At 34.4% G+C, this 23227-nt stretch carries 29 protein-coding genes and 2 pseudogenes; 22 read left to right on the top strand and 9 right to left on the bottom strand.

Annotated features, from left to right (window positions below; all coding sequences use genetic code 11):
* Nucleotides 1-5 precede the first annotated feature (5 nt).
* From GYM75_RS12105 to GYM75_RS12085, 6 genes and pseudogenes are all read left to right on the top strand, one after another.
* A complete protein-coding gene (locus GYM75_RS12105) occupies nt 6-698 on the top strand; it encodes a hypothetical protein (protein ID WP_220216168.1) in 693 nt (230 codons plus the stop codon).
* 425 nt (nt 699-1123) lie between these two features.
* Nucleotides 1124-1306: a hypothetical protein gene (locus tag GYM75_RS12100; RefSeq protein WP_220216167.1), complete on the top strand. Its 183-nt coding sequence runs from the start codon at nt 1124-1126 to the stop codon at nt 1304-1306.
* Nucleotides 1293-1541 (top strand): hypothetical protein, encoded by a 249-nt coding sequence (locus tag GYM75_RS12095; protein WP_220216166.1) that lies wholly within the window; start codon nt 1293-1295, stop codon nt 1539-1541. Before GYM75_RS12100 ends, GYM75_RS12095 begins: the two co-directional genes overlap by 14 nt.
* A 52-nt stretch (nt 1542-1593) precedes the next feature.
* Nucleotides 1594-1689, top strand: a pseudogene (locus tag GYM75_RS12475) (VENN motif pre-toxin domain-containing protein); the annotation flags it as partial.
* Between the two features lie 54 nt (nt 1690-1743).
* On the top strand, nt 1744-2238 hold the full coding sequence (locus GYM75_RS12090) for a hypothetical protein (protein WP_255556784.1): 495 nt from the start codon (nt 1744-1746) through the stop codon (nt 2236-2238).
* A 1-nt stretch (nt 2239) separates the two neighbouring features.
* Nucleotides 2240-2656, top strand: coding sequence for a hypothetical protein (locus tag GYM75_RS12085; RefSeq protein ID WP_220215593.1), 417 nt, complete (start codon nt 2240-2242; stop codon nt 2654-2656).
* A gap of 49 nt (nt 2657-2705) precedes the next feature.
* Here the strand turns inward: GYM75_RS12085 and GYM75_RS12470 are convergent, their stop codons facing one another.
* Together GYM75_RS12470 and GYM75_RS12080 are read right to left on the bottom strand one after the other, a co-directional pair.
* Nucleotides 2706-2789, bottom strand: a complete 84-nt coding sequence (locus GYM75_RS12470) for a hypothetical protein (RefSeq protein ID WP_370632188.1) — start codon at nt 2787-2789, stop codon at nt 2706-2708.
* Nucleotides 2790-2948 (bottom strand): type I toxin-antitoxin system SymE family toxin, encoded by a 159-nt coding sequence (locus GYM75_RS12080; RefSeq protein ID WP_220216165.1) that lies wholly within the window; start codon nt 2946-2948, stop codon nt 2790-2792.
* 135 nt (nt 2949-3083) lie between these two features.
* On the opposite strand from GYM75_RS12080, the gene GYM75_RS12075 reads away from it, so the two are divergent.
* The 4 genes from GYM75_RS12075 (at nt 3084) to GYM75_RS12060 (ending at nt 7989) form a co-directional block, all read left to right on the top strand.
* On the top strand, nt 3084-4937 hold the full coding sequence (locus GYM75_RS12075; RefSeq protein ID WP_220216164.1) for a VENN motif pre-toxin domain-containing protein: 1854 nt from the start codon (nt 3084-3086) through the stop codon (nt 4935-4937).
* Between the two features lie 2 nt (nt 4938-4939).
* On the top strand, nt 4940-5539 hold the full coding sequence (locus GYM75_RS12070; RefSeq protein ID WP_220216163.1) for a hypothetical protein: 600 nt from the start codon (nt 4940-4942) through the stop codon (nt 5537-5539).
* Between the two features lie 513 nt (nt 5540-6052).
* Nucleotides 6053-7522 carry a VENN motif pre-toxin domain-containing protein gene (locus GYM75_RS12065; RefSeq protein WP_220216162.1) on the top strand — a complete coding sequence of 490 codons (1470 nt, stop codon included), beginning with the start codon at nt 6053-6055 and terminating at the stop codon, nt 7520-7522.
* A 2-nt stretch (nt 7523-7524) separates the two neighbouring features.
* The gene (locus GYM75_RS12060; RefSeq protein ID WP_220216161.1) at nt 7525-7989 is read left to right on the top strand and encodes a hypothetical protein; all 465 of its coding nucleotides are present in this window, start codon (nt 7525-7527) and stop codon (nt 7987-7989) included.
* 66 nt (nt 7990-8055) lie between these two features.
* Here the strand turns inward: GYM75_RS12060 and GYM75_RS12465 are convergent, their stop codons facing one another.
* Nucleotides 8056-8139, bottom strand: coding sequence for a hypothetical protein (locus tag GYM75_RS12465; RefSeq protein WP_370632187.1), 84 nt, complete (start codon nt 8137-8139; stop codon nt 8056-8058).
* Nucleotides 8140-8623: 484 nt separating this feature from the next.
* Here GYM75_RS12465 and GYM75_RS12050 point away from each other — a divergent pair, with 484 nt between their 5' ends.
* From GYM75_RS12050 to GYM75_RS12020, 7 genes are all read left to right on the top strand, one after another.
* Nucleotides 8624-10501 carry a VENN motif pre-toxin domain-containing protein gene (locus GYM75_RS12050; RefSeq protein ID WP_220216160.1) on the top strand — a complete coding sequence of 626 codons (1878 nt, stop codon included), beginning with the start codon at nt 8624-8626 and terminating at the stop codon, nt 10499-10501.
* Between the two features lie 10 nt (nt 10502-10511).
* On the top strand, nt 10512-10829 hold the full coding sequence (locus tag GYM75_RS12045) for a hypothetical protein (RefSeq protein WP_220216159.1): 318 nt from the start codon (nt 10512-10514) through the stop codon (nt 10827-10829).
* 868 nt (nt 10830-11697) lie between these two features.
* On the top strand, nt 11698-12018 hold the full coding sequence (locus GYM75_RS12040) for a hypothetical protein (protein ID WP_220216158.1): 321 nt from the start codon (nt 11698-11700) through the stop codon (nt 12016-12018).
* Between the two features lie 311 nt (nt 12019-12329).
* Complete coding sequence (locus GYM75_RS12035; RefSeq protein WP_220216157.1) at nt 12330-12884, top strand: immunity 42 family protein; 555 nt, start codon at nt 12330-12332, stop codon at nt 12882-12884.
* Between the two features lie 151 nt (nt 12885-13035).
* Entirely contained in the window at nt 13036-13413 is a 378-nt protein-coding gene (locus GYM75_RS12030; protein WP_220216156.1) for a barstar family protein, read from the top strand.
* A gap of 72 nt (nt 13414-13485) precedes the next feature.
* Nucleotides 13486-13758, top strand: coding sequence for an RNase A-like domain-containing protein (locus GYM75_RS12460; RefSeq protein ID WP_294828524.1), 273 nt, complete (start codon nt 13486-13488; stop codon nt 13756-13758).
* Nucleotides 13755-13937, top strand: coding sequence for a contact-dependent growth inhibition system immunity protein (locus tag GYM75_RS12020; protein ID WP_220216154.1), 183 nt, complete (start codon nt 13755-13757; stop codon nt 13935-13937). Before GYM75_RS12460 ends, GYM75_RS12020 begins: the two co-directional genes overlap by 4 nt.
* A gap of 213 nt (nt 13938-14150) precedes the next feature.
* Here the strand turns inward: GYM75_RS12020 and GYM75_RS12455 are convergent, their stop codons facing one another.
* Complete coding sequence (locus tag GYM75_RS12455; RefSeq protein ID WP_220216153.1) at nt 14151-14261, bottom strand: SymE family type I addiction module toxin; 111 nt, start codon at nt 14259-14261, stop codon at nt 14151-14153.
* Between the two features lie 325 nt (nt 14262-14586).
* Between GYM75_RS12455 and GYM75_RS12010 the strand changes: the two genes are divergently transcribed.
* Both GYM75_RS12010 and GYM75_RS12005 read left to right on the top strand, forming a co-directional pair.
* Nucleotides 14587-14874 (top strand): hypothetical protein, encoded by a 288-nt coding sequence (locus GYM75_RS12010; protein WP_220216152.1) that lies wholly within the window; start codon nt 14587-14589, stop codon nt 14872-14874.
* A gap of 77 nt (nt 14875-14951) precedes the next feature.
* A complete protein-coding gene (locus GYM75_RS12005) occupies nt 14952-15305 on the top strand; it encodes an immunity 22 family protein (protein ID WP_220216151.1) in 354 nt (117 codons plus the stop codon).
* Nucleotides 15306-15386: 81 nt separating this feature from the next.
* Here the strand turns inward: GYM75_RS12005 and GYM75_RS12000 are convergent.
* Both GYM75_RS12000 and GYM75_RS11995 read right to left on the bottom strand, forming a co-directional pair.
* Nucleotides 15387-15709: pseudogene (locus GYM75_RS12000) on the bottom strand (transposase); the annotation flags it as partial.
* Between the two features lie 42 nt (nt 15710-15751).
* Nucleotides 15752-15901: a hypothetical protein gene (locus GYM75_RS11995; RefSeq protein WP_220216150.1), complete on the bottom strand. Its 150-nt coding sequence runs from the start codon at nt 15899-15901 to the stop codon at nt 15752-15754.
* Here GYM75_RS11995 and GYM75_RS11990 point away from each other — a divergent pair.
* The 3 genes from GYM75_RS11990 (at nt 15900) to asd (ending at nt 19737) form a co-directional block, all read left to right on the top strand.
* On the top strand, nt 15900-16208 hold the full coding sequence (locus tag GYM75_RS11990; protein ID WP_220216149.1) for a hypothetical protein: 309 nt from the start codon (nt 15900-15902) through the stop codon (nt 16206-16208). The two genes, GYM75_RS11995 and GYM75_RS11990, sit on opposite strands and share 2 nt — an antisense overlap.
* Nucleotides 16209-16404: 196 nt before the next feature.
* Nucleotides 16405-18381, top strand: coding sequence for a prolyl oligopeptidase family serine peptidase (locus GYM75_RS11985; protein ID WP_220216148.1), 1977 nt, complete (start codon nt 16405-16407; stop codon nt 18379-18381).
* 252 nt (nt 18382-18633) lie between these two features.
* Entirely contained in the window at nt 18634-19737 is a 1104-nt protein-coding gene (gene asd / locus GYM75_RS11980; protein ID WP_220216147.1) for an aspartate-semialdehyde dehydrogenase, read from the top strand.
* A 66-nt stretch (nt 19738-19803) separates the two neighbouring features.
* Here the strand turns inward: asd and GYM75_RS11975 are convergent, their stop codons facing one another.
* From GYM75_RS11975 to nagB, 3 genes are read right to left on the bottom strand one after another with little or no spacing between them, the layout of a single operon-like run.
* Entirely contained in the window at nt 19804-21033 is a 1230-nt protein-coding gene (locus GYM75_RS11975; protein WP_220216146.1) for an ROK family protein, read from the bottom strand.
* 36 nt (nt 21034-21069) lie between these two features.
* Nucleotides 21070-22212: an N-acetylglucosamine-6-phosphate deacetylase gene (gene nagA / locus GYM75_RS11970; protein ID WP_220216145.1), complete on the bottom strand. Its 1143-nt coding sequence runs from the start codon at nt 22210-22212 to the stop codon at nt 21070-21072.
* 11 nt (nt 22213-22223) lie between these two features.
* The gene (gene nagB / locus GYM75_RS11965) at nt 22224-23030 is read right to left on the bottom strand and encodes a glucosamine-6-phosphate deaminase (RefSeq protein ID WP_220216144.1); all 807 of its coding nucleotides are present in this window, start codon (nt 23028-23030) and stop codon (nt 22224-22226) included.
* Between the last annotated feature and the right edge of the window lie 197 nt (nt 23031-23227).

Raw genomic sequence — 23227 nt, 5'->3', positions numbered from 1 at the left:
TTATTATGAAATATAAATTAGACATAACAGATAGTTATCAAAAGTTCATATGCTTGGATAATGATATAGGAATAGAAAACTATTTATCGTTTGACTTAGAAAATAGCACCGATGATTTTGAAGTCACATTGGAGAATATAGCAGTTAATATGAGTGAGGATTTTTGGTATTTACCTATCATAAAACAAAATCCTCAAACTATCCTGAATAAAGCTTTAAATGAAATTGATTTAAGTGATCTAAGTAGTATATTAGTTGTCTTGATTAGAAAAGCAAAATTAATTATAAAAAAGCAAAAAAACTTATATTTGAAAATAAATGATGAAGAAAATGAATATTTTCATTCTGTAGATTCTAATTTTAATATAGGCGATAAATATATTTGGTTAGCAGGAAAAAGTGCTGATTATTTCAACAAAGAAGTCAATTTAAAAATTATTTTTTCAGGTAGATTAAATTTTATTTTTGAAGAATCAGATATTTTAATTCAAACAATAGACTTTCAAGATTATATTACAGATCATGAAGTTGATATTATTAATAGATACCAAGCATTAATTGTAAAAATAAAAAATAGAAATATTGCTCAGCTAGATCTAAATAATATTTCTTCTAATTTTTTAGAATATGATTTTTCTAAAAATTATTTTAATAGTAGTGAAAAAGGTAATATTGCATATAAAAATTATATAGCATAATTTCATAAAACCCTATCTGTTCCAGCCACCGGCCTTTAATGGTGAATTGGGGTTGGGTTTTGTGCCTTGTGGCACGTAACCCACGGTATAAAATTGCTCAGTGGTTTGCTGTGTAGGCGTCTTGTCTGTGGTTGATTGTAGCTTAGAATATGTCTTAGCCTTAGTTAACTTCTTTGACGTTAGTTGTGGATAGCCGTGGTGGCTGGTTATTGTTTGTACTGATTGTTTTACTTCAGTGCTTTAGTTAGCCAGTAGTTGAATCTACTTCTTACTAAAAAAAGCATCTAAAATATCTTAATCATGATTTTATCTTCTTCCGGTAACAAAATGATGAAAATCCTTTAATTGGTGGGGTAATCGGTGCAGGCTCATCATCTTTTGGATATGGCGCAGGAAAATTAGTAGAAAAACCATTACAATCTTGGATGAATCCAGTAGCAAATAAATATATCCATGAAACAAATAAAGGGGTTTTAGGTATAACAGGGCATTTTGTTGAATCACCTTATCCAGCTATCGGTGGAAATCTTTTTAATTCATCTACTAGCGAATGGATTAATAAGAAAATGGAACAACAAATAAAATCGTTTAATCATGAAAATAAATAAAAAATATAAAGCATTATTGTTTGTCTGTACCGTAATGTCGGTATCTTTATTCCTTTTTGTTGTAATAATAAGTTTAATATTTTCATATATTACTTATTTACAAACAAAAGAATTTATTATTGATGTTAATGATATCTACAATGCTTGCAAATTAGCTCCCCTTGGTATTCTTACTGGGGTAGGAATGTGGTATCTAGAATGCCGTCGCTTGGGAGTAAAAATTTTTGGTAAATAAAGGATGTTGTGATATTTGTCATAATCTCCTTTAAAATTAAAAACTCACTGAAATCCAAAAAGAAAACATCAGCACTCTCTCGCAACTGGCAGTTGGTCTAGCAATTGTCGCCAGTGGTGGTGATACAGGCGATGCCGGTACGGCGATTGCTACCGGAAAGTGTACGGGTGCTAACAAACCATTAGATAAAACAGCCTTAGAAATGCAACACGGCAAAGGAAATGTTGAACAAGGTGGTGGAAATTATAAAGAGACTAAGGATAAAATACGGGATAATCAGGCTACCAATCAGAAAGCCAACGAAAGTAGCAAATTTGGTGAGCATGTAAAAAAAGAACAAGAGATTAATGCTGGAAAGGGGACGAATAGTGCTCAAGGACTTGTCGGTAAGGATTTTGAAAATTATTTGAATCAAACTTTAGGTGGTAAAGGTAGCTTTACATTTAAAGGACGAGAGTTTGATGGCGCTTATGGTCCAAATAATTCAATCTGGTATGAGGCTAAATCAGGACGCTATTGGCAAGACCATGCTCAGGCAGGTAGTAAAGGATTTGAGAAATTCAAATCCGATGTGGGATCTTATGCGAGTATTGCCAAGCAAAACGGTACTTCTTTTGAAGTACATTCTAACACACCTATCCCTCAGCATGTTAAAGATTGGTTAACATCGAAAAACATACCGTTTAAGGAATATTAATATGGGAATGCAAGTCAGCATAGATATAAATTTTGCACAAGAATATTCTCCTAAAGAGATATTAAAGTGCCTAATAAATAATGGCTGGAATATTTATTATCAAAATATAGTTACTTATCTATCGTCAAATGATATTGATGATTATGACTGGCTGAATATGGACATGAACCTGTTCAATTTAGATGAGTTTATAAACTCTCATAATATTATGAATAAAATTGGTATAGTGATGGTTTATGATAATGAATCAGGAGGTAATTTATTAATTTACCCTAATTATTTATCTATGTCATTGTCAATAAATCGTCAGTATTTATCTGGGAAAGATATTCCAGATTTTAATTGGTATCTAGATAGAATGAGTGGTTTTTTAAGAAATATAAAACTATCTAGCATACAGTGTGAAACCATCTACTAATGAATAACCCCCGCCTAACCAGTAGGGGACCTTTTATTATTTTTTAGAACTATATAGCAAGTTCAATAATTAACTTGCCCTGCTCGATCTTAATGATAACAGGGCAGCCTACATAAAAGCCGAATTGCTCCAGCTATCTGCCCTTAATGGTCAGTTCTGGTCTGCGGTTGGGTTTTGTGCCTTGTGGCACGTAACCCACGGTATAGAATCGCTCATTGGGTTGTAGTGCCGGTGTTTTGTCTGTGGTTGATTTTAGTTTAGAATGTGTTTTAACCATAATAACTAGCGTCATTAGTTGTTGTGGTTAGCAGTTCGTCGTTAATCTATGCCGTTATTCATTATATTTTCTTAAACCTTCCTTCCAAACTTAAGTTAATTCTAAGCTTTTCATTTATCTAATATCCACTAAACAAAAGTAAGACAAGTCTTGATTAGTATCGTTACCGGGGGCATGGCACCGACAACGGCTTATCAAAACAGTGATAGTGACTCAAGCACGACGAAATTGGCGGTTGAAAAAGGCGAGTTAATCATCCGCAATAAAGAGCAGCAAAAACAGGATATCAATGAATTAAGCCGGGATACGGAGAGCGCGAATAATCCGTTGAAACAGATATTTGATAAGCAAAAAGAGTTAGACAAAATAGAAACGGTCGAGCTTATCAAGGACATTGCACAGCAGGCAAAAAGTGTAATGAATAAGTATGACCGAATTCAGGCGCAAAATGACGTAGATAAAAATAAGGATGCGTTATCAAAGCAGGAAGCGGAAAAGGCCTATAATAAGCTGAGTGATGCAGAAAAAGCCAAATATAAAACTGTTGATGATTATTATAATCAGAATAAAGACTACTTCTATTACGTTGCGGTTGATGAGCAGTTAAAAACGAATAGAGAAAATAATAAAAACCTGGGCGGAATGGGGAGTGATGTTAGCAAAGGGATAGACAGTGCGATATCGATAGTGACCGGCATTATCACCGGCAACATCACGGGCGGACTGGCTGGCGCAAGTGCACCTTGGGTCGCGGAGCAAATCAAAAAGCATACCGGTCATAAGGAAGAAAACGGAAACTGGAAGACCGATGATGTAGCCGGTAATCTTATTGCCCATGCGATTTTGGGTGCCGTGGTAGCTGAACTACAAGGTAACTCAGGACTAGCCGGCGGTGCCGGTGCCGTAACCGGAGAACTGGCTGCGGATATCATACGCAAGCAGCTCTATGGAAAAGACGTTAAGGACTTAACCGAAGCTGAAAAAGAAAACATCAGTGCCCTCGCCCAACTTGCCATCGGACTGGCTGTAGCCAGTGTAGGTGGTGATGTGGGCGATGTCAGCACGGGTATAGCAGCAGGCAAGAATGCGGTTGAGAATAACTATTTACATAGTCCGGAAGCTGAAGAAAAAAGAAAACTTGTAAATAAATCAAGAACAGTAGAATTAACAGAAGCCGAATTCGAACGGTATATGGAACTGGTTCAGATTGATTATAAAAGAGATAAAGATATAATTGATAATTGTTTTAATGGTAGTCTTGGTAATGAAGCATGTATGAATGTTATAGTGCCAGCGTTAAAAACTAAGTATTCATATGAGGGCTTGCATGGTCAATCTGGAGTTTACTATAGTGATGCGCTTTTATATCCCCAAGAATATCAAAAAATTAAAAACCTATTAGGAGATATCGATTATGACGTCCTCAATTATGAAAAAAGAATAACAGAATATCTACGTCATAATCCCAATAAAACAAGAGCTGATGCAGAAGCGCATATGGATAGAGCTTTCAATAATTATTGGGGTAATTTATCTTTTGCTTTCGCTGAGATGGCTGGTGCTTTATCGGCAGCAAAAATACATAATGTCAAGACACCAACAGCTGGAAAGGGAACGAATAGATCATTTGAGGAATTACCTTTAGTCAAGCCTCGTTCAATAGATAAAATAGACCCGGCACCAGGTCAATTTGTTTTAGATAAAACAAGTATAACAAAGCTAAATAAAGAAGAAGTATATATTTATATTATAGATGCAAATAATAATATACAAATAGCACCTAGAGGTAGCGCTGGACGAACAGGAGTAAAACATACTCAACTCAGCGGTGGTGAGCCAGTAAAAGGTGCTGGAGAGCTAAAAATGAATTCAGATGGGACTTTATTAATAAATAATCAGTCAGGTCGCTATCGTGCACAATCAAGTGATTCATTAAAGAAATTAGAATCACATTTGTCAAATATGAATATTAAAAGTAAATCAACTAGCGAGGTTATCAATTGATTATGATTAATGAGTTAAAAAAAATAGATCTTTCAAAGCCTGGGGCAGTTACTGAAGTCGATATTATTCTCCATTCCTTAGCGAATATGACAAATTTGTCCTTGAGGCAAATTTTTAATATATGTCCAGAAAGAAAAGATATCGGCTACATATTAGTAGGACTATGCGCATTATTTTTTTTAAAATCTCCACAATTTAATTCAACTGAATGGGGAGCATATAAAGATGGAAAATTTTCATCTGAAGAAAAGCAATTAATTATTTTGGGTTTACTTAATGTAATAAGATATTCACACATAGAAATCCATGAAGAAGTGGACGCAATAGATTTTATTTATGCAGCCTGTATTGCTTTATATAGAATTACCCCTGATAAAGCAGAAGAAAAGATCGTTAAAGAATTAAAGTTAAGTCCGACTCCGTCTTTAATTGATGCTTTAGGAGTATTAGTTGGTCATGAGGTCAAGGGATCTATCACAAAAGAAACATTTGGATTACTTGAATATTTTGCAGAAAAAACGTCAGGAGTATTGAGTGATACAGCAAAAAATGTTTTAAAAGAAGATGTGGAAAGAATGAATGCTATAAATCATTTTTTATAAAACAACTAATCGAATGACAAAAAATGGCTCAGGTAGTTTGGAATGAAATAGCTGAACCTTATGTAGTTCAAGATAAAAGTTATCAGCCAGATTAATATTTATATAAATGACTTTATAATAATCCCCGCATTAACCTGCGGGAGGCTTCTCGCTATTTATTATGATTAGCAGTTTATCGTTAATCTTTGCTGTTATATGTTATTTACTGTAGTGTTTTACTTATCTGCTAAAGCTTTCCCATAACCTTAAGTTAATTCAAAACTTTTCATTTATCCTTTATCAGATATCAACCAAACAAAAGATAGTGACTCAAGCACGACAAAATCGGCGGTTGAAAAAGGTGAGTTAATCATCCGCAATAAAGAGCAGCAAAAACAGGATATCAATGAATTAAGTCGGGATACGGAGAGTGCGAATAATCCGCTGAAACAGATATTTGATAAGCAAAAAGAGTTAGACAAAATAGAAACGGTCGAGCTTATCAAAGACATAGCACAGCAGGCAAAAAGTGTAATGAATAAGTATGACCGAATTCAGGCGCAAAATGACGTAGATAAAAATAAGGATGCGTTATCGAAGCTGGAAGCGGAAAAGGCCTATAATAAGCTGAGTGATGCAGAAAAAGCCAAATATAAAACTGTTGAGGATTATTATAATCAGAATAAAGACTACTTCTATTACGTTGCGGTTGATGAGCAGTTAAAAACGAATAGAGAAAATAATAAAAACCTGGGCGGAATGGGGAGTGATGTTAGCAAAGGGATAGACAGTGCGATATCGATAGTGACCGGCATTATCACCGGCAACATCACGGGCGGACTGGCTGGCGCAAGTGCACCTTGGGTCGCGGAGCAAATCAAAAAGCATACCGGTCATGCTGATGAGAATGGAAACTGGCAGACCGATGATGTAGCCGGTAATCTTATTGCCCATGCGATTTTGGGTGCGGTGGTCGCTGAACTACAAGGCAACTCAGGACTTGCCGGCGGTGCCGGTGCCGTAACTGGTGAACTGGCTGCGAAAATCATTCGCGAGCAGCTCTATGGAAAAGACGTTAAGGACTTAACCGAAGCTGAAAAACAAAACATCAGTGCCTTAGCCCAACTTGCCACCGGACTGGCTGTAGCCAGTGTAGGCGGTGATGTTGGTGATGTCAGCACGGGTATAGCAGCAGGTAAAAATGCGGTTGAGAATAATGACCTAAAGGATTTTTTTGAAGCTTCCAAAGAAATAGCTGAGTATAAATGTTATACTGATAGTTTTTGTAATAATTTACCCGATGATACTCGTGAACTAGCGATTCTTCAAGAAACAGTTGTTATCCAACAGCAAATGGTTGAACCTTATAAAGAAGCTGTTAACGCATTAGCCTTTTTAGGTAATATCATTGCTGATTTTACCCCCATACTGGGAGATATGAAGGCTTTTGCTGAGGCAGAAGATGCAATTGATTATGCGATTGCTACTGCTGGAGTGCTTCCAGGCGTTGGAGATTTAGCAGCCAAACTTTTAAACGAAGCCAAAGTTGCATTAAAGTTAGGTGATGTTAAAAAAGCCAATGAACTAATTCACGATGCTCAACAACAGGTTAAAGCACTTGACGTCGGTTCTTATAGAGAATTAAAAGCCAAAGAAAAAGTTGGTGATATGTTGGAGCATGACCATATTCCATCTTTTGCTGCTTTAAAAGCAAAAAAGGAAAAAGAAATAGGACGCGAATTAACTAAGAAAGAAGAACGAGAATTATATCAAAATGCTACTGCTGTTGAGGTTCCTAAAGATGTACATCAAGCAGGACCTACTTATGGTGGTAAAAATACACCAGAACAAATTCAAAAAGATGCGAAAGATCTTTGTGGTGCTGTTTGTAGAGACACTGATGCATTACGTAAAAATATGATTGAAAAGGGTTATGACCCAAAACAAGTCGAAGATGCAATAAATAAGATATTAGAACGTAATAAAGAAATGGGGATTTATTGATAATGATAGAATGGCAAAAATTTATTAACACCTTAGGAAGGTCTGAAAATTCAGAAGAATTTTCTATTTTAAAAGAATCAATTGGAGAAAAAGCTCAAATTTCAGAAGAGCCTATAGAATATAGTGATCCCAATAGTACTAAATATTATGAGTTTATGAAGAAAGGAATATTAATAAATTTTCGAAATAATAAGCTGACACAAATACACTTATATTTAATAAGCGATAATGATTATTCAGAATATTGTGGTGAATTACCTTTAGGCATAGATTCATCATATGATAAAAATAAAATAATTAGCTTATTAGGTATCCCAGTTAATGATGGGGGAGGTTATCCTGATAAGTTATTAGGCTATATCAATAACTGGATTGCATATTATATAGATGATAGTTATTCATTGCGATTTGAATTTAATCAAAATGACAGGTTTTCAGCTGTAACATTGACAACATTACCTATCTAATTAGATCATTTTGAATATTGCGACATCTGTCGCAATATTCATCTAATCATTTATCAACTCTGCGATCTACTTCGCAAGTTGGACAATTAACTTGCCCTGTTCAATCTTAATGATAACAGGGCAGCCGACATAAAATCCTATCTGCTCCAGCCACCAGCCTTTAATGGTTAGTTGCGGTCTGGAGGGGGGGGCGTTGTGGTACGTAACCCACGGTATAAAATCGCTCAGTGGTTTGCTGTGTAGGCGTCTTGTCTGTGGTTGATTGTAGCTTAGAATATGTCTTAGTCATAGTTAACTTTTTTGAAGTTAGTTGTGGATAGCAATAGTAGCTGGTTATTGTTTGTTCGTATTGTTTTACTTCAGTGCTTTAGTTAGCCCGCAGTTGAATCAACTTCTTGGTTAAAAAGATATCCAAAAATATTTTAATCACAATTTAATCTTCTTTCGTTAACTCCTTAATCTCCTGAAACAACTTTAAAAGCTTTCAGTTTTAAAACTGAATATTCAGTCACTGCAAGATACGGATGATTACGACTACGAGAAAATCAGTGCCTCGGTCAGTGGCACGGGAGGCACAGGATTTAGTGCCAATGGTTCGATATCAGCAACGAATATAGACAGTAAATGGGCAAGTGTGACAGACCAGTCGGGGATATTTGCCGGAAAAGGCGGTTATGATATTTATGTGGGCAATAATACTGACTTAAAAGGTGCGGTGATAGCGTCGGAAGCGGAAGATAAAAGTAAGAACAAACTTGATACCGGCACCATCAGCTTCAGTGATATAAAAAACAAGGCAGACTTTAAAGTGACGCATGTTTCGGTGAGTGGGGGAACCGGAGGTCCGGGTGTCCCAACGGCTTATCAAAACAGTGATAGTGACTCAAGCACGACAAAATCGGCGGTAGAAAAAGGTGAGTTAATCATCCGCAATAAAGAGCAGCAAAAACAGGATATCAATGAATTAAGTCGGGATACGGAGAGTGCGAATAATCCGCTGAAACAGATATTTGATAAGCAAAAAGAGTTAGACAAAATAGAAACAGTCGAGCTTATCAAAGACATTGCACAGCAGGCAAAAAGTGTAATGAATAAGTATGACCGAATTCAGGCGCAAAATGAAGTAGATAAAAATAAAGATGCGTTATCAAAGCTGGAAGCGGAAAAGGCCTATAATAAGCTGAGTGATGAAGAAAAAGCCAAATATAAAACTGTTGAGGATTATTATAATCAGAATAAAGACTACTTCTATTACGTTGCGGTTGATGAGCAGTTAAAAACGAATAGAGAAAATAATAAAAATCTGGGCGGAATGGGGAGTGATGTTAGCAAAGGGATAGACAGTGCGATATCGATAGTGACCGGCATTATCACCGGCAACATCACAGGCGGACTAGCCGGTGCCAGTGCACCTTGGGTCGCCGAGCAAATCAAAAAGCATACCGGTCATAAGGAAGAAAACGGAAACTGGAAGACCGATGATGTCGCCGGTAATCTTATTGCCCATGCGATTTTGGGCGCAGTGGTAGCTGAACTACAAGGCAACTCAGGACTAGCCGGCGGTGCTGGTGCCGTAACCGGTGAACTTGCTGCGGATATCATACGCAAGCAGCTCTATGGAAAAGACGTTAAGGACTTAACCGAAGCTGAAAAACAAAATATCAGTGCCCTAGCCCAACTTGCCACCGGACTGGCTGTAGCCAGTGTAGGCGGTGATGTTGGTGATGTCAGCACGGGTATAGCAGCAGGTAAGAATGCGGTTGAGAATAATGCTTCGGCTGTTCCAAAAGCGCCAGGACCTTTAGGGTTAATTGAAATGTTGCTTAGACCAAGTGAACTTGGGAGTGGAATGCTTCCGAATGCAGTGACTACTCCGCAATTGGTTGCAGAAACAGCATTAATATCTAGTTTAGATTTGACAGAGGAGGAGGTTAAGCAATATCTTAATTCATTACCATCTGATACTTTGTCAGGGCTTGTGGTTTACCGTCCTGAAATGACTGATGATGAGTATAATGCAAGCTTTTCACAAGCTGTAATTGATTTATATAATCAAACACAGAATGTAATATCATTAAATGAAACTTCTAATGATGATAAGGATAAGAGTCAAGCATCAGCAAGTACTCAAACTGGTTCGGGTACTGTTAGTGGAGGAGCAAGTTTACCACCTGATGATGACGATAATAATAAGAAGTCTAAAACACATGATAATTCTCAAACATCAAAAAATGATTCTGAGTTTCAAAATAAAATAGATAAATCGTGGGATAAGGGTAGTTTTGATTCACCCGAAGGGTCATTAGACTATCATTTTAATAAACATGGCAAAGAAGTTGGAGCAACAACACCTCAACAGTATCTTGAAAAGGCTAGGGTTTTTGCTGATAATTTGAAAGGAGCAAAAAAAGTAAATATAAAAGGTTCAACAGAAAATGTTGTTAGATATTACAAAAATGGTAAATATATTGATATGGTAGGTAAAAAAATAATCTCATTTGGTAAACAATAGGAAAACATATATGTGGCGTAATTTGAAATTAGATGGCGTAGAACTTGAAAAAGTTGTTGCTGAATTTATTATTTGGATGCCTATTTTACCTTATGCAAAAATGAAAATAAAAATTAGAGAACATGCAGAAGGCGGTTACACAGGAATATCAGATCTAGCTATAAAGAGAAAATTTGATGGTTGTCCTGAAAATGCTTTAGGTGATGGTGAAACTATTGAAGCAGCTTTAGAAAATACAATTAAAAACTTTAATGAAAAGATAAAAGAAGATGGTTTTGAGGAGTTAACCCCTGAAGATATAGAATACTCGGAATGGTCTGATTTTTAGTATTTACAGAATTAAGATCCCAGCATAAAAAACTGGGATTTTTATATCTGCGATCTACTTAGAAAGTTTAACAATAAACTTATCTTTTTTAGCTGAAATGGTGACGAGTAGTATTGTGGTGAATCCGAGTTCATTCAGCTAGTTGCCTTTAATGGTGTGCTGTGGAGCAGGAATGCCTTTACCAAGGTTAGGGCAATAGCCAACGGTGTAATGGCGTGGTTCATCTTTAGTGGCTCTGTTTTGGGTTTTACTGCTTTTTGGCTCAAGCAGCTATGATTGGTTGGCGAGTTCTTCAACCAGAAACACAGGGGTAACCAGTAACAATTACAAGAGTAGATGTACTAGTTGGAAGGCGATTAAATATTGCTCAACCCGAATCTTTTTTAATCAGTCTAACGGTTTTTGCATTAATTGATCCGATGGGAGATAGTAACTTCGGAAATGAAGTACTAAAAACTTATTAAATTTATGTTGAATTTCATAATTTAGCGAGTAAATCAAATAGTAACTTGAGATAGTCAGGTGTCAGCTGATACTCAAAGTGGCTCGGATACTGTTAGTGGAGGAACAAGTTTATCGTCTGATGATGACGATGATAAAGATAAATCTTAGGACAAAGGTAGTTTTGATTCACCCGAAGGGTCATTAGACTATCATTTTAATAAACATGGCAAAGAAGTTGGTGCTGAGAATATTAAGCAAAATCTTCGTAAAGCAACAGAATTTGCTAAAAATCTAAGAGGAGCTAGAACAGTAAAACTTAACAATCCTACTCCTGGTGTGATTAGATATTATAAAAATGGAAAATATTTAGATAAATTAGGTGATAAAATTATCTCATTTGGTAAACAGCAAAGGAACATGAAACATGTGGCATGATTTAGCTATTGATAATGTGGTAAAAATTGAGAAAAGTGTTGCAGAATTTGTTATTTGGATGCCTATTTTACCATATGCAAAAATGAAAATTAAAATCTATGAAGATCAATCAGGGGGATTTACGGGATCAACGGATTTGCGAATAAAAAGGAAATTTGATGGTAGTCCGGAAGGTGCTATTGGTTGGGGAGGTACTATTGAAGAAACATTAGAGGATACAATAAATTACTTTAATGAAATCTTAAAACAAGATGGTTTCACCGAATTAACACCTGAAGATATAGAATACTCGGAATGGTCTGATTTTTAGTATTTACTGAATTAAGATCCCAGTGTAAAAACTGGGATTTTTTATACCGGTCATCTCTATCGCAGAACTGGATTAACTATTTACCGATTATGCGATCTATTTCGCAAGTTCAATAATCAGTTTGCCTTTTTTAGTGGTGATGGTGAAGAATTGTTCGGTTATCGTTATGGGATAGACTCAGAAGGAGATATTCACCAAGTAATAATGGTGTATATAACTGGTCTGGTATCACTGGAGATAAAAAAATCCACTAAATAAAAATGATATTCCAAATGGTATCAAGAAACAATTAGGAGTAAAGGGAAAATAGAATGATTTTTGGTGACCCGTATCGTTTTGCAATTATTATAGAGAATATTCCAGAATGGAGTAATGACAGTTTTAAAAACGGTCTTTTTCATTTTTGTATTGATGGCTACTTTTTTCCAGATAAATTAAAAACATCAACTCTTTGGGTCGATATATCTTCTTTAATTGATAGATCTAACGCTCTAATTTCTTATCCTGAAAATAAAAAATTATTTAATATGAATATTTCTGATGCTTTTAGAGTAATGTTAGGAATGATTTCACCAGAAGCTATAGGTTTTGAAGAAGCTAGTAATTTTAATCAAAACTATTGTTATCAAGCTTCAACAGAAAATATTAATGATTCAGGTTTCATTGTCTTTGCAGTTTCAAATGACGATATGATAAAAATTCTTGGTGCTAAATATAATGAACTTAAAGAGGACAATAAAGGTGATCGATATTGGCAATATATAGAAAAACCAGATATTAAACAGATAATTATTTCTAAAAAGGAATTGGCTATTATTGTTAATGAGGTGAAAAGATATAGTTCATCATTACAATTTCTATCATAGTGTGAATCTTTACTCAAATCACTTCAGCTTAGTAAGCTATCTTTATGAACTAAAGAAATTATCTTTAGACAGAATAATAAGAGAAAAAAAAGGAAATATATTATACAAATGATCATTATAAAACGTTCATTAGAATTAAATAGGAATAAAAATGGGGTTAAATTTTAAGTTTATTGAAGGTTCTGCATCTTATAATACTGCAGAAGTTTTTTTTGCAAGGATAGATCCTACAATTGCATCGACAGATGAATTATTGAAGTCTATCTACTATTTATTATGGTTCCCTGGTTATTTTGGTTTTAATTGGAATGCATTAGAAGATTGTTTAACTGATTTTAATTGGCTATCTGAATCAAAAATAGTTATAGCTCATGATAATATACCCAAAATAGATGAGCGTGATTTGCAGATCTACTTAGAGATTTTAAACAGTTCTGTTTTAGATTGGAAACAAAATGATCAACATGATCTTGAAGTCGTTTTTCAAAAAAAAGATGAAAAGTTGATCCAAAAATTATTATCTTTATAGTTAACAAAAAAGAGCGTAAAAACAGAGATTTTTATATCTGAGATTTCTGTCATAGAACTGGGTTAATCATCTATTGATTATGCGATCTACTTTACAGACAGAGTGACAGCTGAAGCTATTACAAGCAAAGCGATTGATGCAAATCAATCTAAGATAAATGACTATTTATCAGGAAGCCAAAAATGCTATTTAGAGATCAACTATAAATCATCATCGACAATAGGTATTAGTGTTTCAAAAGGTCAAACTAGTGCAACTCAGGTATCAAATGCTAGAATTATTATAGCTAGAGATCCTTCAATGCCTACTGGTTATAGAATTATTACGGGGTACCCAACACCATGATTGCAACAGAAAAATATCCTGCATTATCTTATTATTTGAGATGTTATTTGAATCAAGATTTTGAAGAAATCTTTGGTGGGGCTAAAGAAGCTTTGTTGTCCTATAAAAAGACAGAAACTAATGAAGAACAACACGAAATGATAAAAGAAATTCAATCGTTGATCGAATCATTCATATAATGAAAAGGAATTACAAAGAATTATATTAGATGATATTGACTGTAATTATTATTATCTGAATGAGTGGTCATCATGTAAAGATTGGTTATTACATATACTATCCATTTTACGGAATTTATAGTGGTAAATAATTTGCATCTAGTTATTTATAAATCATGAATTATAAAATTAATGAATCCCCGCCTTAACCAGTGGGATTCTTCTTACCTATTTTTAGATCTGCATCACAAGTTCAACAACTAACTTGCCCTGTTCAATCTTAATAATAACAGGGTAGCCCACATAAAAACCAAATTGCTCTAGCCATCTCCCCTTAATGGTCAAAAGAGACTAAAGATAAAATACTGGATAATCAGGCTACCAATCAGAAAGCCAACGAAAGTAGTAAATTTGGTGAACATGTAAAAAAAGAAAAAGAGATTAATGTTGGAGAGGGAACGAGCGCCAATAATATTGCTTCTTTCTTAAAACAGGGTGAAACAAAAATAATTAACATAGCCTAATTCAAGGAGGTAAAGATGGGTTGTATAAAATGCTTGGTCCAGACGCCAAACCTTCACAAAAATATCTTTTAAATAAACAGAAAGGATCTTTGACTCCAGATGTTAGTAATATTAAAGTGGTTGGCAAAAAATAGAAAGTTAAAAATATGAATATAAATTATTTCAAAAAGGAATTGGCACCAAAGTTAAAAGAATATAAATTAACTTATAGTTCATTTCCTAATGGAGATTTTGGTTCTTTGGAAAGAGTTGTAATAGAAGGATACAATAAAATTGCAGGTATTGATTTTTGGTCGAAAGGTTGGCTTGAGATTGATATTTATGATTTAGTTGTCGATGATCAAATAATGAATCTTTTGTTGGATCCTTCTGAATTCCAAGAGCAAAATAATGCAATTAAAAAATTTATAGAAATACTTTTAAAAGAAGATTAAATAACTGGGCTGACTATAGATTTAAAGGAGGTAGAAATACTCTACCATCAGGATTATTCTCATGTAAAAAAATAATTATGAAAAACAATGTTTCAATTTGGGTTGGTAATTTTCAAGATGATGAACAATTAGAAAATTATCTTTTAATGGAATATCTAGACAATGAAGATTTACCTAGATCTCAATTCACTAAAGATTTTAAAATAGACTATTATGATCAAGATTTTCAAGAAGCTTATTGTGCTGAAGATTTTCTTTCAGTTGAAAATCTTATTGAACCTATCTCTTATTCAGAAACATTTATAAACCAAATAAAAAGTGAAGAAAAAAATTATAATTCCTTAATTGCTGTTTATAAATATAAATATGATGGAGAAGTTAAACAGAATAGTAATGTATTTTTTCTTGGAGTATATGAATATGAAGAGTAATATCAAAAAACGATAAAAATAAACCATAAAGCCAACCCTTAAGTTAGCTTGACCCTATCCTAGATTTTGTTTATTTGATAGTTAGAGATGACGAGTCATTCTGTCACCAAATTCTATAATAAATCGATTCATCGCACTTTTCCAGTTTTGGATAGGCATTGTCCATTTTTTAGAAGCTTGTTGTATCGCTAAATAGATGACCTTTTTAACTGAGTCATCGTTCGGGAAAACCTTACGTTTCTTGATAGCATGACGAATAACACTATTTAAAGACTCTATTGCATTAGTGTATAAATCGCTTTGCAAATATCGTTTGGATAAACAAAGAAGGTGCTGAGATTTTCCCAATGTCTGCGTCATGATTGACCAATATACGGGTGCTTATCATCCCAAACCTCCTCAAAATGGGATTCAAAACTGCTTTTTCTATCTCGTGGAATGGCAAGCTATAACTCACCATCATCACTTATAACAGTCTTTTTACTATAATCATTTCGAGTGTTACTACCTCGTTTTTTCTGATGTTTTTCATGACCTATAAGCTGCGCCATTTCTTCATTTAACGCTGTTTCAATCAGTATCCGTACTGGAGGCATGGCACCGACAACGGCTTATCAAAACAGTGATAGTGACTTAAGCACGACAAAATCGGCGGTAGAAAAAGGCGAGTTAATCATCCGCAATAAAGAGCAGCAAAAACAGGCTATCAATGAATTAAGTCGGGATACTGAGAATGCGAATAATCCGCTGAAACAGATATTTGATAAGCAAAAAGCGTTAGACAAAATTGAAAAATTGAATTGTTTAGTAAATATTCTTAAATTATATTTCGTTTCAAACAACGATATATCTAATATCACTTATCTTTTTGATAGAAGTATGTTCAAATATGAACGAAGCTAGGTAACGATAAGTTTGGTAATGAATAATAATGATTGGAAAAAATAGATCAAATTTAGAATTTCATATATCAATATTAGACAAAATAAATAGAAGATATCCATCGATTATACTTAATAAAAATATTTCTATTATCTTGTTGTTATTCATAATAGTATTTAATTGCTTTGCAATAGATAGCGATACTCAATTAGATCCAATGAAAGCGTTTGATAAATATGCTTGGATGGAAACTGAGCAAGAAAAAACGCATAATTGGTTATTATCTGAATCCGATCGTTCAGTCAATATTCTTGAAAAGTTGGATTGGTTTGCTCCGATTAAAAAACGACTTGAAGAATTAACTGAATATGCAGCTGAACCAGTAATTTTTCAAATTAGATTACAAGGTAATAACTCTTTTTATTTTAAACAAACAGCTCAGCATCCTTATAATCGTCTCTTTGTGAAAGATCGTTTTGGTAAAGAAACACTATTGATTGATCCTCCTGTTGGTTACGGTATCTATGATTACTATCCTTCTTATGATGGGCAATATATTGCTTATAGTATTTCTGAAAATGGTTCGAATATTTCTACAATAAAAGTGTTTAATTTAAAAACTCGAACACATCTTCCAGATAACTTATCGGGCATTACTGACACAAATTTATTGTGGGCGGAGGATAATTTATCTTTTTTCTACCATAGAAATAATTTATTTGAAGCCAAAAATATTAAAGCCGGAATCGAGGAAATTTATTTACATCGCTTAGGTTCTGATACAAAAAAAGATATCGTAATTTTTGGTAAAGATCAGCTGTCAAACTATAACGCCAGAACCGATCAAAATACATCTTTATCACTTTCTTCCAATTGGGCGATTGCTTGCTCTTCATCTTCATTATCAGGCTATAATCTTGATTTATACAAATTACCTCGAGAGAACCTTAATAAAAATAATGTTAGTTGGAATAAAATTATCGATAGAAAAGAGAATGTTACGGATTTTTTGATAAAAGATAATTGGTTATATTTGGTTAAATATAATGATTATTCAGGCTATAGTATTTTTCGGGTTAATCTTAATGATATCAATCAGTCAGAAGAAAAAATTATTGAATGGCAAAATGGAGAATTAACGAATTTTGTCGCCAATAAAGATGCTATTTATCTCACCTATCATGATTCTGAGCAATTAAAATTTGTGTCTATTCCTTTTTCAGATATTCATAATATCAAATCAATTCCTATTTCAAATAATAATGAAGTAACGGCTATATTTACGAATTCAGATCAAGATGAGATTTTATTTACGCAACAAAGTTGGACTAGCCCACCCAAAATATTTCGTTATCATTCGAATAATCAGTTAATTGAAGATTCTAAAATTTTAAATTCAGATCATGCTTTATTTTCAGAATATGAATCTGAACAAAAATGGGTTAAATCAAATGATGGAACGCTTATTCCATTAACACTCATTTATAAAAAAGGAATGAAATTTGATAGTAGTGCACCAACTTGGTTAACAGTGTATGGTGCCTATGGTGAAAGTGAATTCCCCAATTATGATGCTTCACGTTTAATATGGCTTGAAAAAGGTGGCATAATTGCTATAGCTCATGTGAGAGGCGGGGGAGAATTAGGTCCGAAATGGCATCATGATGGTACAGGTTATAAAAAACAAAATTCAATTAATGATTTTATAAAATGCGCTGAATACTTAATTCATTATCATTATACTCAATCCTCTAAATTGGTGATAAGTGGAAATAGTGCTGGCGGTATTGTTATAGGTATGGCATTAATAAAACGTCCGGATCTTTTTGCTGCTGCATCAATTAAGGTTGGCATGTTGAATATGAGTCGATTAGATAAAATTCCAATAGGAATGGCTAATTTTGAGGAATTTGGTTCACCCTTTAAAAAACATGAGTTAGAAAATTTAATTAATATTGATGCCTATCTTAATTTAAAAGAAGGTGTTAAATATCCTAATGTCATGGTGTCGGTAGGATTACAAGATGATCGCGTTTCACCATGGCAAAGTGCAAAATTTGCAGCAAGACTTAATGATATTAAGCGTCAACAAGATGAAAGGGTTTTTATTATTACCGATAAGTATGGTGGACATTTTATGGATAACTTTTTATATATGATGACATTCTTTTTTTGGAAAACAGATAGTGAATAGTAATCTTATATAAATCTTAATGAAAAAAGATAACTAAAATTATATTTATAACGCCATTAGTTGTTTCTTATTAGCAATAAAAACACCATTATTTTAAACGAAATATTGAGTTCTAAAAACGAGTTAAATATAACGCCATGTTATTATTTTATAACCTACAAAAATAATTCTTATCTTGCTTGTTTTATGATGATATTTTGCTTTAATAGTAAAAAAGTCTCTTGGTATAACATCTACTTTTGGAAATAAAATATGAAAAATGTTGGTTTTGTTGGATGGCGTGGAATGGTGGGGTCGGTTCTGATGCAACGTATGGTTGAAGAACACGATTTTGATTATATTAATCCTATTTTCTTTTCGACCTCACAAGCAGGGCAAGCTGCACCTAGTTTTGGCGGTAAAACAGGAACATTGCAAAGTGCCGATAATATTGAAGCATTAAAGGCGTTAGATATTATCGTGACTTGTCAAGGTGGAGATTATACTTCCGAAATTTATCCAAAATTACGTGCTTCGGGGTGGCAAGGATATTGGATTGATGCAGCATCTACATTGCGTATGGAAGATGACGCCATTATCGTATTAGATCCTGTCAATAAAGCGAATATTCAAACTGCATTGGACAAAGGTATTAAAACGTTTGTCGGCGGGAATTGCACAGTCAGTTTAATGTTAATGTCACTGGGTGGCTTATTTGCTGAAAATTTGATTGATTGGGTGTCGGTATCAACTTATCAAGCAGCTTCTGGTGGTGGTGCTCGCCATATGCGTGAACTTTTAACGCAAATGGGGATGTTAAATGCCGAAGTTGCCAAAGAACTACAAGATCCACATTCTTCTATTTTAGAGATTGAACGTAAAGTAACCCAAAAAATGCGTGATGGAAGTTTGCCAACCGATAATTTTGGTGTACCACTTGCTGGGAGTTTAATTCCTTGGATCGATAAAGCATTGGATAATGGACAAAGTAAAGAAGAGTGGAAAGGGCAAGCTGAAACCAACAAAATATTAGGTACCAATCAAATTATTCCTGTAGATGGACTATGTATTCGTATTGGTGCTTTGCGCTGTCATAGTCAGGCATTTACCATCAAGCTGAAAAAAGACATTAGCGTGCCGGAAATTGAAAAATTACTTGCTGCACATAATGATTGGGTAAAAGTGATACCCAATGATCGAGAATTATCAATGAGAGAGTTAACCCCAGCAGCCGTTACTGGTACATTAACCACTCCTGTTGGTCGTTTGCGTAAACTAAATCTGGGTAAAGACTATTTATCAGCATTTACCGTTGGGGATCAGTTATTGTGGGGGGCAGCAGAACCGTTACGGAGGATGTTACGCATCTTAGCATAATGGTTAACCGATGGCATGATAAAACAGCTCGATTTTTTCGGGCTGTTTTTGAATTTAAAAAGTTATTTATGCTGCATCATGTTCGAGCAAAATCATCAAAAGTGATCCATTAAATAACGCTTGTTGCACTAAAGCAAATGCACCAATTGCCGAGCGGTCATTGAGTGAAGAGCAGTTGATTGAAAGATTCTTTCTTAAATCTTCTAAACTCAGTGAGTTTAAAGCGCTATTTACTGTATCTAAAAGTATTTCTGTCGCTTTGGTGAGTTCACCTGCTAATACAATTCGTTGTGGGTTAAAAATATTGACCATAATCGCTACTGCTCGACCTAGATTTTCGCCTGCATCTTTGACTAACTTAATGGCAAGCTCATCCCCTTGATTGGCTAATTGGCAAATGTTGACGATATCACAACAATCTTTTGTTAATTTAGTCGTATAACCTTGATCAATCATCTGTTTTGCTCGTCGTTCAATGGCATCATTAACAACTCGGTTTTCCAAACAACCAAAATTACCACAATGACAGCGTTCACCTAACGCATCGACTTGAATATGTCCCACTTCGCAAGCACTTTGATTATGGTTAGTCAGTAATTGTTGATTGACAATAACACCTGATCCGACACCACGATGAACACGAATCAAAATTGAATCATCGACATCTTGCGTAGAGCCAAAATAATTTTCGGCTAATGCTAGACTTTGGATATCATTACCTAAAAAAATAGAAACATTAAATTGTTTCTGCAATATATCGGCTAAAGGCCATACTTTAACTTGAATATGAGGTGTATATCGAACAATTCCTCTTACAGAATCAATCAATCCTGGTAGAACCACCGATATAGCAATAAGATGCTTAATCTTTTTACTATTTTTTTGAATAAATTGTTCAATTAATGTAATTAAATATTCTTGTGCGTGTTGCTGTATAAAAACGGTAAGAGGATACACTTCAGAAACTAAGCTGTTTGCTCCAAGATCATAGAGTTCAATGGTGACATGTGAACGACTTAATTGAATAGCAATGGCTTGATAATAGTCAAACTTGGCTTGAATGGAAACCGCTGGTCTTCCACCAGTTGATTGCTGGGCATCAACTTCTTTTATTAGTTTATTCTTAAGTAGCTGTCGGGTAATTTTGGTAATGCTGGCTGGAGCTAAATGACTGATTTCGGCTAACTGGATACGAGAAATGGGAGCTTGCTGAACAATTAAACGATAAATCATAGCATAATTTAATTGTTTAATTAGTTCAGCATTTCCAACTAAATTCAGATAATTAAATGTCATATTTTTTCTCAATACTATCATTAATTATCTGATATTCTAACGGGTGATTTCTCCATTAACAACCGTTTTAGTTATCGTAAAGTCTCGATTAAAAACAACTAAGTTGGCAATTTTACCTTCACTAATACTACCAAGTTGTTTATCCACACCGATTGCTTTTGCTGGGTAAAGTGTCGCCATTCTTAAGGCTTCATCTAAAGCAATACCCACATATTCAACAGCATTTTTAACTGCATCAATCATGGTTAATGCAGAGCCGCCAAGCGTGCCTTTATCGTCAACGCATAGCCCATCTTTATAATAAATGGTTTTACCTGCAAAAACAGCAGAAGACAAATTAGAACCGGCTAACAACATTGCATCCGTAATTAAAATTAAGTGATCTTTCTTAATTTTATGGCTATTGCGAATGTTTGCCCAACTTACATGATGTCCATCGGCAATAATACCAACATATACTTCTGGTTCATCATAGATTGCACCAACTACGCCTGGTTCACGTCCTGAAATATAAGGCATAGCATTAAATAGGTGAGTGCCTAATCGAATTCCATCATTGAAGCCACGACGACAGTCATCGTAATGACCATTGGAGTGACCGACAGAAACATGAATTCCTGCATTAACTAATTGTTTAATAAAATGGCTTTCAACTCTTTCTGGCGCAAGAGTAATGATTTTAATTACATCAGCATTTTCACATAGGAAATCAATCATTTTTTGCGAAGGTAAACGAATAATGTTTTCGTCATGAATCCCTTTCTTTTCAGGACTAATATAAGGACCTTCAAGATGTAAACCTAATGCTTGATTAGGATGTCGAGCTAAGTATTCACGCATTACCGCGACCGCTTTTATCATAAATTCATCTGTTGATGTGATTAAAGTCGGTAAATAGCTAGTACAACCATAAATAAGATTGGTAGCTTGCATCGCTTCTAATGTTTCAACACTTAATGCGTCGAGTGTCTCATTAAATTGCACACCGCCACATCCATTGACTTGAATATCAATAAATCCAGGCGCAACGATCGCTCCTTGTAAATCTTCAATTTTGATATTGTCGGGTAAATTATCTTGTTTACAAATTTTGTCAATTTTATCACCGTCGATAATAACAGCATGATTTTCAAGAATCTCATAACCGGTATAAATACGACAATTTGTTAATGCATACATTGAGTTATCCTTTATAAAATGGTCACTTTAAGATTGTCTGCTTCCATTTGTTTGAAATATTTTAATGTTTTTACTTTAAGGTCATCAGTGCTTGGTTCATCACAAACAATAATAGATGCTGGGTGCATTTGTAATGCTGATACTGTCCATAAATGATTAATTGAACCTTCAACGCCGGCTTGTAATGCTAAACTTTTGTTATGACCACAGACTAATAAAATCACTTCTTGTGCATCCATTAAAGTGGCGACACCAATAGTTAATGCATGCTTTGGAACTTGATTCACATCATTATCAAAGAAACGTGAATTGGCAATACGTGTATCTTCAGTTAGTGTTTTAATACGCGTGCGTGAACAAAGCGACGAGCCCGGTTCATTAAAAGCAATATGTCCATCTTGACCAACACCACCAACAAAAATATTGATTTTGCCATAAGATTTGATTTTTTCTTCATATTGACGGCACTCTTGAGCAATATCGGTTGCATTGCCATTTAATATATGGATATTGTTTTTATCGATATCAATATGGTTAAAAAAGTTTTCATGCATAAAAGTATGATAACTTTGAGGATGATCTTCTGGAATGCCAACATATTCATCCATATTAAACGTCACCACATGTTTAAAGCTGACATCACCAGCTTGGTAGTGTTTGATCAGTTGTTGATACATCACTAATGGCGAGCTACCGGTTGGTAAGCCTAACAAAAACGGCCGATCCGCTGTTGGTTTAAATTGGTTGATTTTATTCACAATACGTTGAGCAACCCAAGCGCCCACTTCTTGAGCATTTTCTAAAGGAATAAGCCTCATTAGATACCACCTTTTCTGATATAATTAGAACCACTTCTTTTTTTTTGAAGTAAAATATGTTGACTGTATTTTACTATATTAGAGCAATTAATCAAAAAAAAGCGTGATAAAAATCACATATATTGAATAATTAATTTGCGAAGTAAAATAATATAATATGAAATAGAATGGATCGTTTACTGATATCTGAAGATGCA

This window comes from Gilliamella sp. ESL0441 (assembly GCF_019469185.1).
Lineage (GTDB): Bacteria > Pseudomonadota > Gammaproteobacteria > Enterobacterales > Orbaceae > Gilliamella.
Note: the sequence above shows the minus strand (reverse complement) of the source record. Positions and strands in the feature narration are given on the sequence as shown.

Excerpts from the sequence above, each read along its gene's own strand:
- GYM75_RS12010 (WP_220216152.1), top strand. The coding sequence starts at position 14,587 with ATGAATATAAATTATTTCAAAAAGGAATTGGCACCAAAGTTAAAAGAA.
- GYM75_RS12040 (WP_220216158.1), top strand. The coding sequence starts at position 11,698 with ATGTGGCATGATTTAGCTATTGATAATGTGGTAAAAATTGAGAAAAGT.
- GYM75_RS12085 (WP_220215593.1), top strand. The coding sequence starts at position 2,240 with ATGGGAATGCAAGTCAGCATAGATATAAATTTTGCACAAGAATATTCT.
- GYM75_RS12105 (WP_220216168.1), top strand. The coding sequence starts at position 6 with ATGAAATATAAATTAGACATAACAGATAGTTATCAAAAGTTCATATGC.
- GYM75_RS12100 (WP_220216167.1), top strand. The coding sequence starts at position 1,124 with ATGAATCCAGTAGCAAATAAATATATCCATGAAACAAATAAAGGGGTT.
- GYM75_RS12035 (WP_220216157.1), top strand. The coding sequence starts at position 12,330 with ATGATTTTTGGTGACCCGTATCGTTTTGCAATTATTATAGAGAATATT.
- GYM75_RS12045 (WP_220216159.1), top strand. The coding sequence starts at position 10,512 with ATGTGGCGTAATTTGAAATTAGATGGCGTAGAACTTGAAAAAGTTGTT.
- GYM75_RS11975 (WP_220216146.1), bottom strand. The coding sequence starts at position 21,033 with ATGACATTTAATTATCTGAATTTAGTTGGAAATGCTGAACTAATTAAA.
- GYM75_RS12070 (WP_220216163.1), top strand. The coding sequence starts at position 4,940 with ATGATTAATGAGTTAAAAAAAATAGATCTTTCAAAGCCTGGGGCAGTT.
- GYM75_RS12060 (WP_220216161.1), top strand. The coding sequence starts at position 7,525 with ATGATAGAATGGCAAAAATTTATTAACACCTTAGGAAGGTCTGAAAAT.
- GYM75_RS11995 (WP_220216150.1), bottom strand. The coding sequence starts at position 15,901 with ATGCCTCCAGTACGGATACTGATTGAAACAGCGTTAAATGAAGAAATG.
- GYM75_RS11990 (WP_220216149.1), top strand. The coding sequence starts at position 15,900 with ATGGCACCGACAACGGCTTATCAAAACAGTGATAGTGACTTAAGCACG.
- GYM75_RS12090 (WP_255556784.1), top strand. The coding sequence starts at position 1,744 with ATGCAACACGGCAAAGGAAATGTTGAACAAGGTGGTGGAAATTATAAA.
- GYM75_RS12095 (WP_220216166.1), top strand. The coding sequence starts at position 1,293 with ATGAAAATAAATAAAAAATATAAAGCATTATTGTTTGTCTGTACCGTA.
- GYM75_RS12005 (WP_220216151.1), top strand. The coding sequence starts at position 14,952 with ATGAAAAACAATGTTTCAATTTGGGTTGGTAATTTTCAAGATGATGAA.
- GYM75_RS11985 (WP_220216148.1), top strand. The coding sequence starts at position 16,405 with ATGAAAGCGTTTGATAAATATGCTTGGATGGAAACTGAGCAAGAAAAA.
- GYM75_RS12020 (WP_220216154.1), top strand. The coding sequence starts at position 13,755 with ATGATTGCAACAGAAAAATATCCTGCATTATCTTATTATTTGAGATGT.
- nagA (WP_220216145.1), bottom strand. The coding sequence starts at position 22,212 with ATGTATGCATTAACAAATTGTCGTATTTATACCGGTTATGAGATTCTT.
- GYM75_RS12065 (WP_220216162.1), top strand. The coding sequence starts at position 6,053 with ATGAATAAGTATGACCGAATTCAGGCGCAAAATGACGTAGATAAAAAT.
- asd (WP_220216147.1), top strand. The coding sequence starts at position 18,634 with ATGAAAAATGTTGGTTTTGTTGGATGGCGTGGAATGGTGGGGTCGGTT.
- GYM75_RS12080 (WP_220216165.1), bottom strand. The coding sequence starts at position 2,948 with ATGACGCTAGTTATTATGGTTAAAACACATTCTAAACTAAAATCAACC.
- GYM75_RS12030 (WP_220216156.1), top strand. The coding sequence starts at position 13,036 with ATGGGGTTAAATTTTAAGTTTATTGAAGGTTCTGCATCTTATAATACT.
- nagB (WP_220216144.1), bottom strand. The coding sequence starts at position 23,030 with ATGAGGCTTATTCCTTTAGAAAATGCTCAAGAAGTGGGCGCTTGGGTT.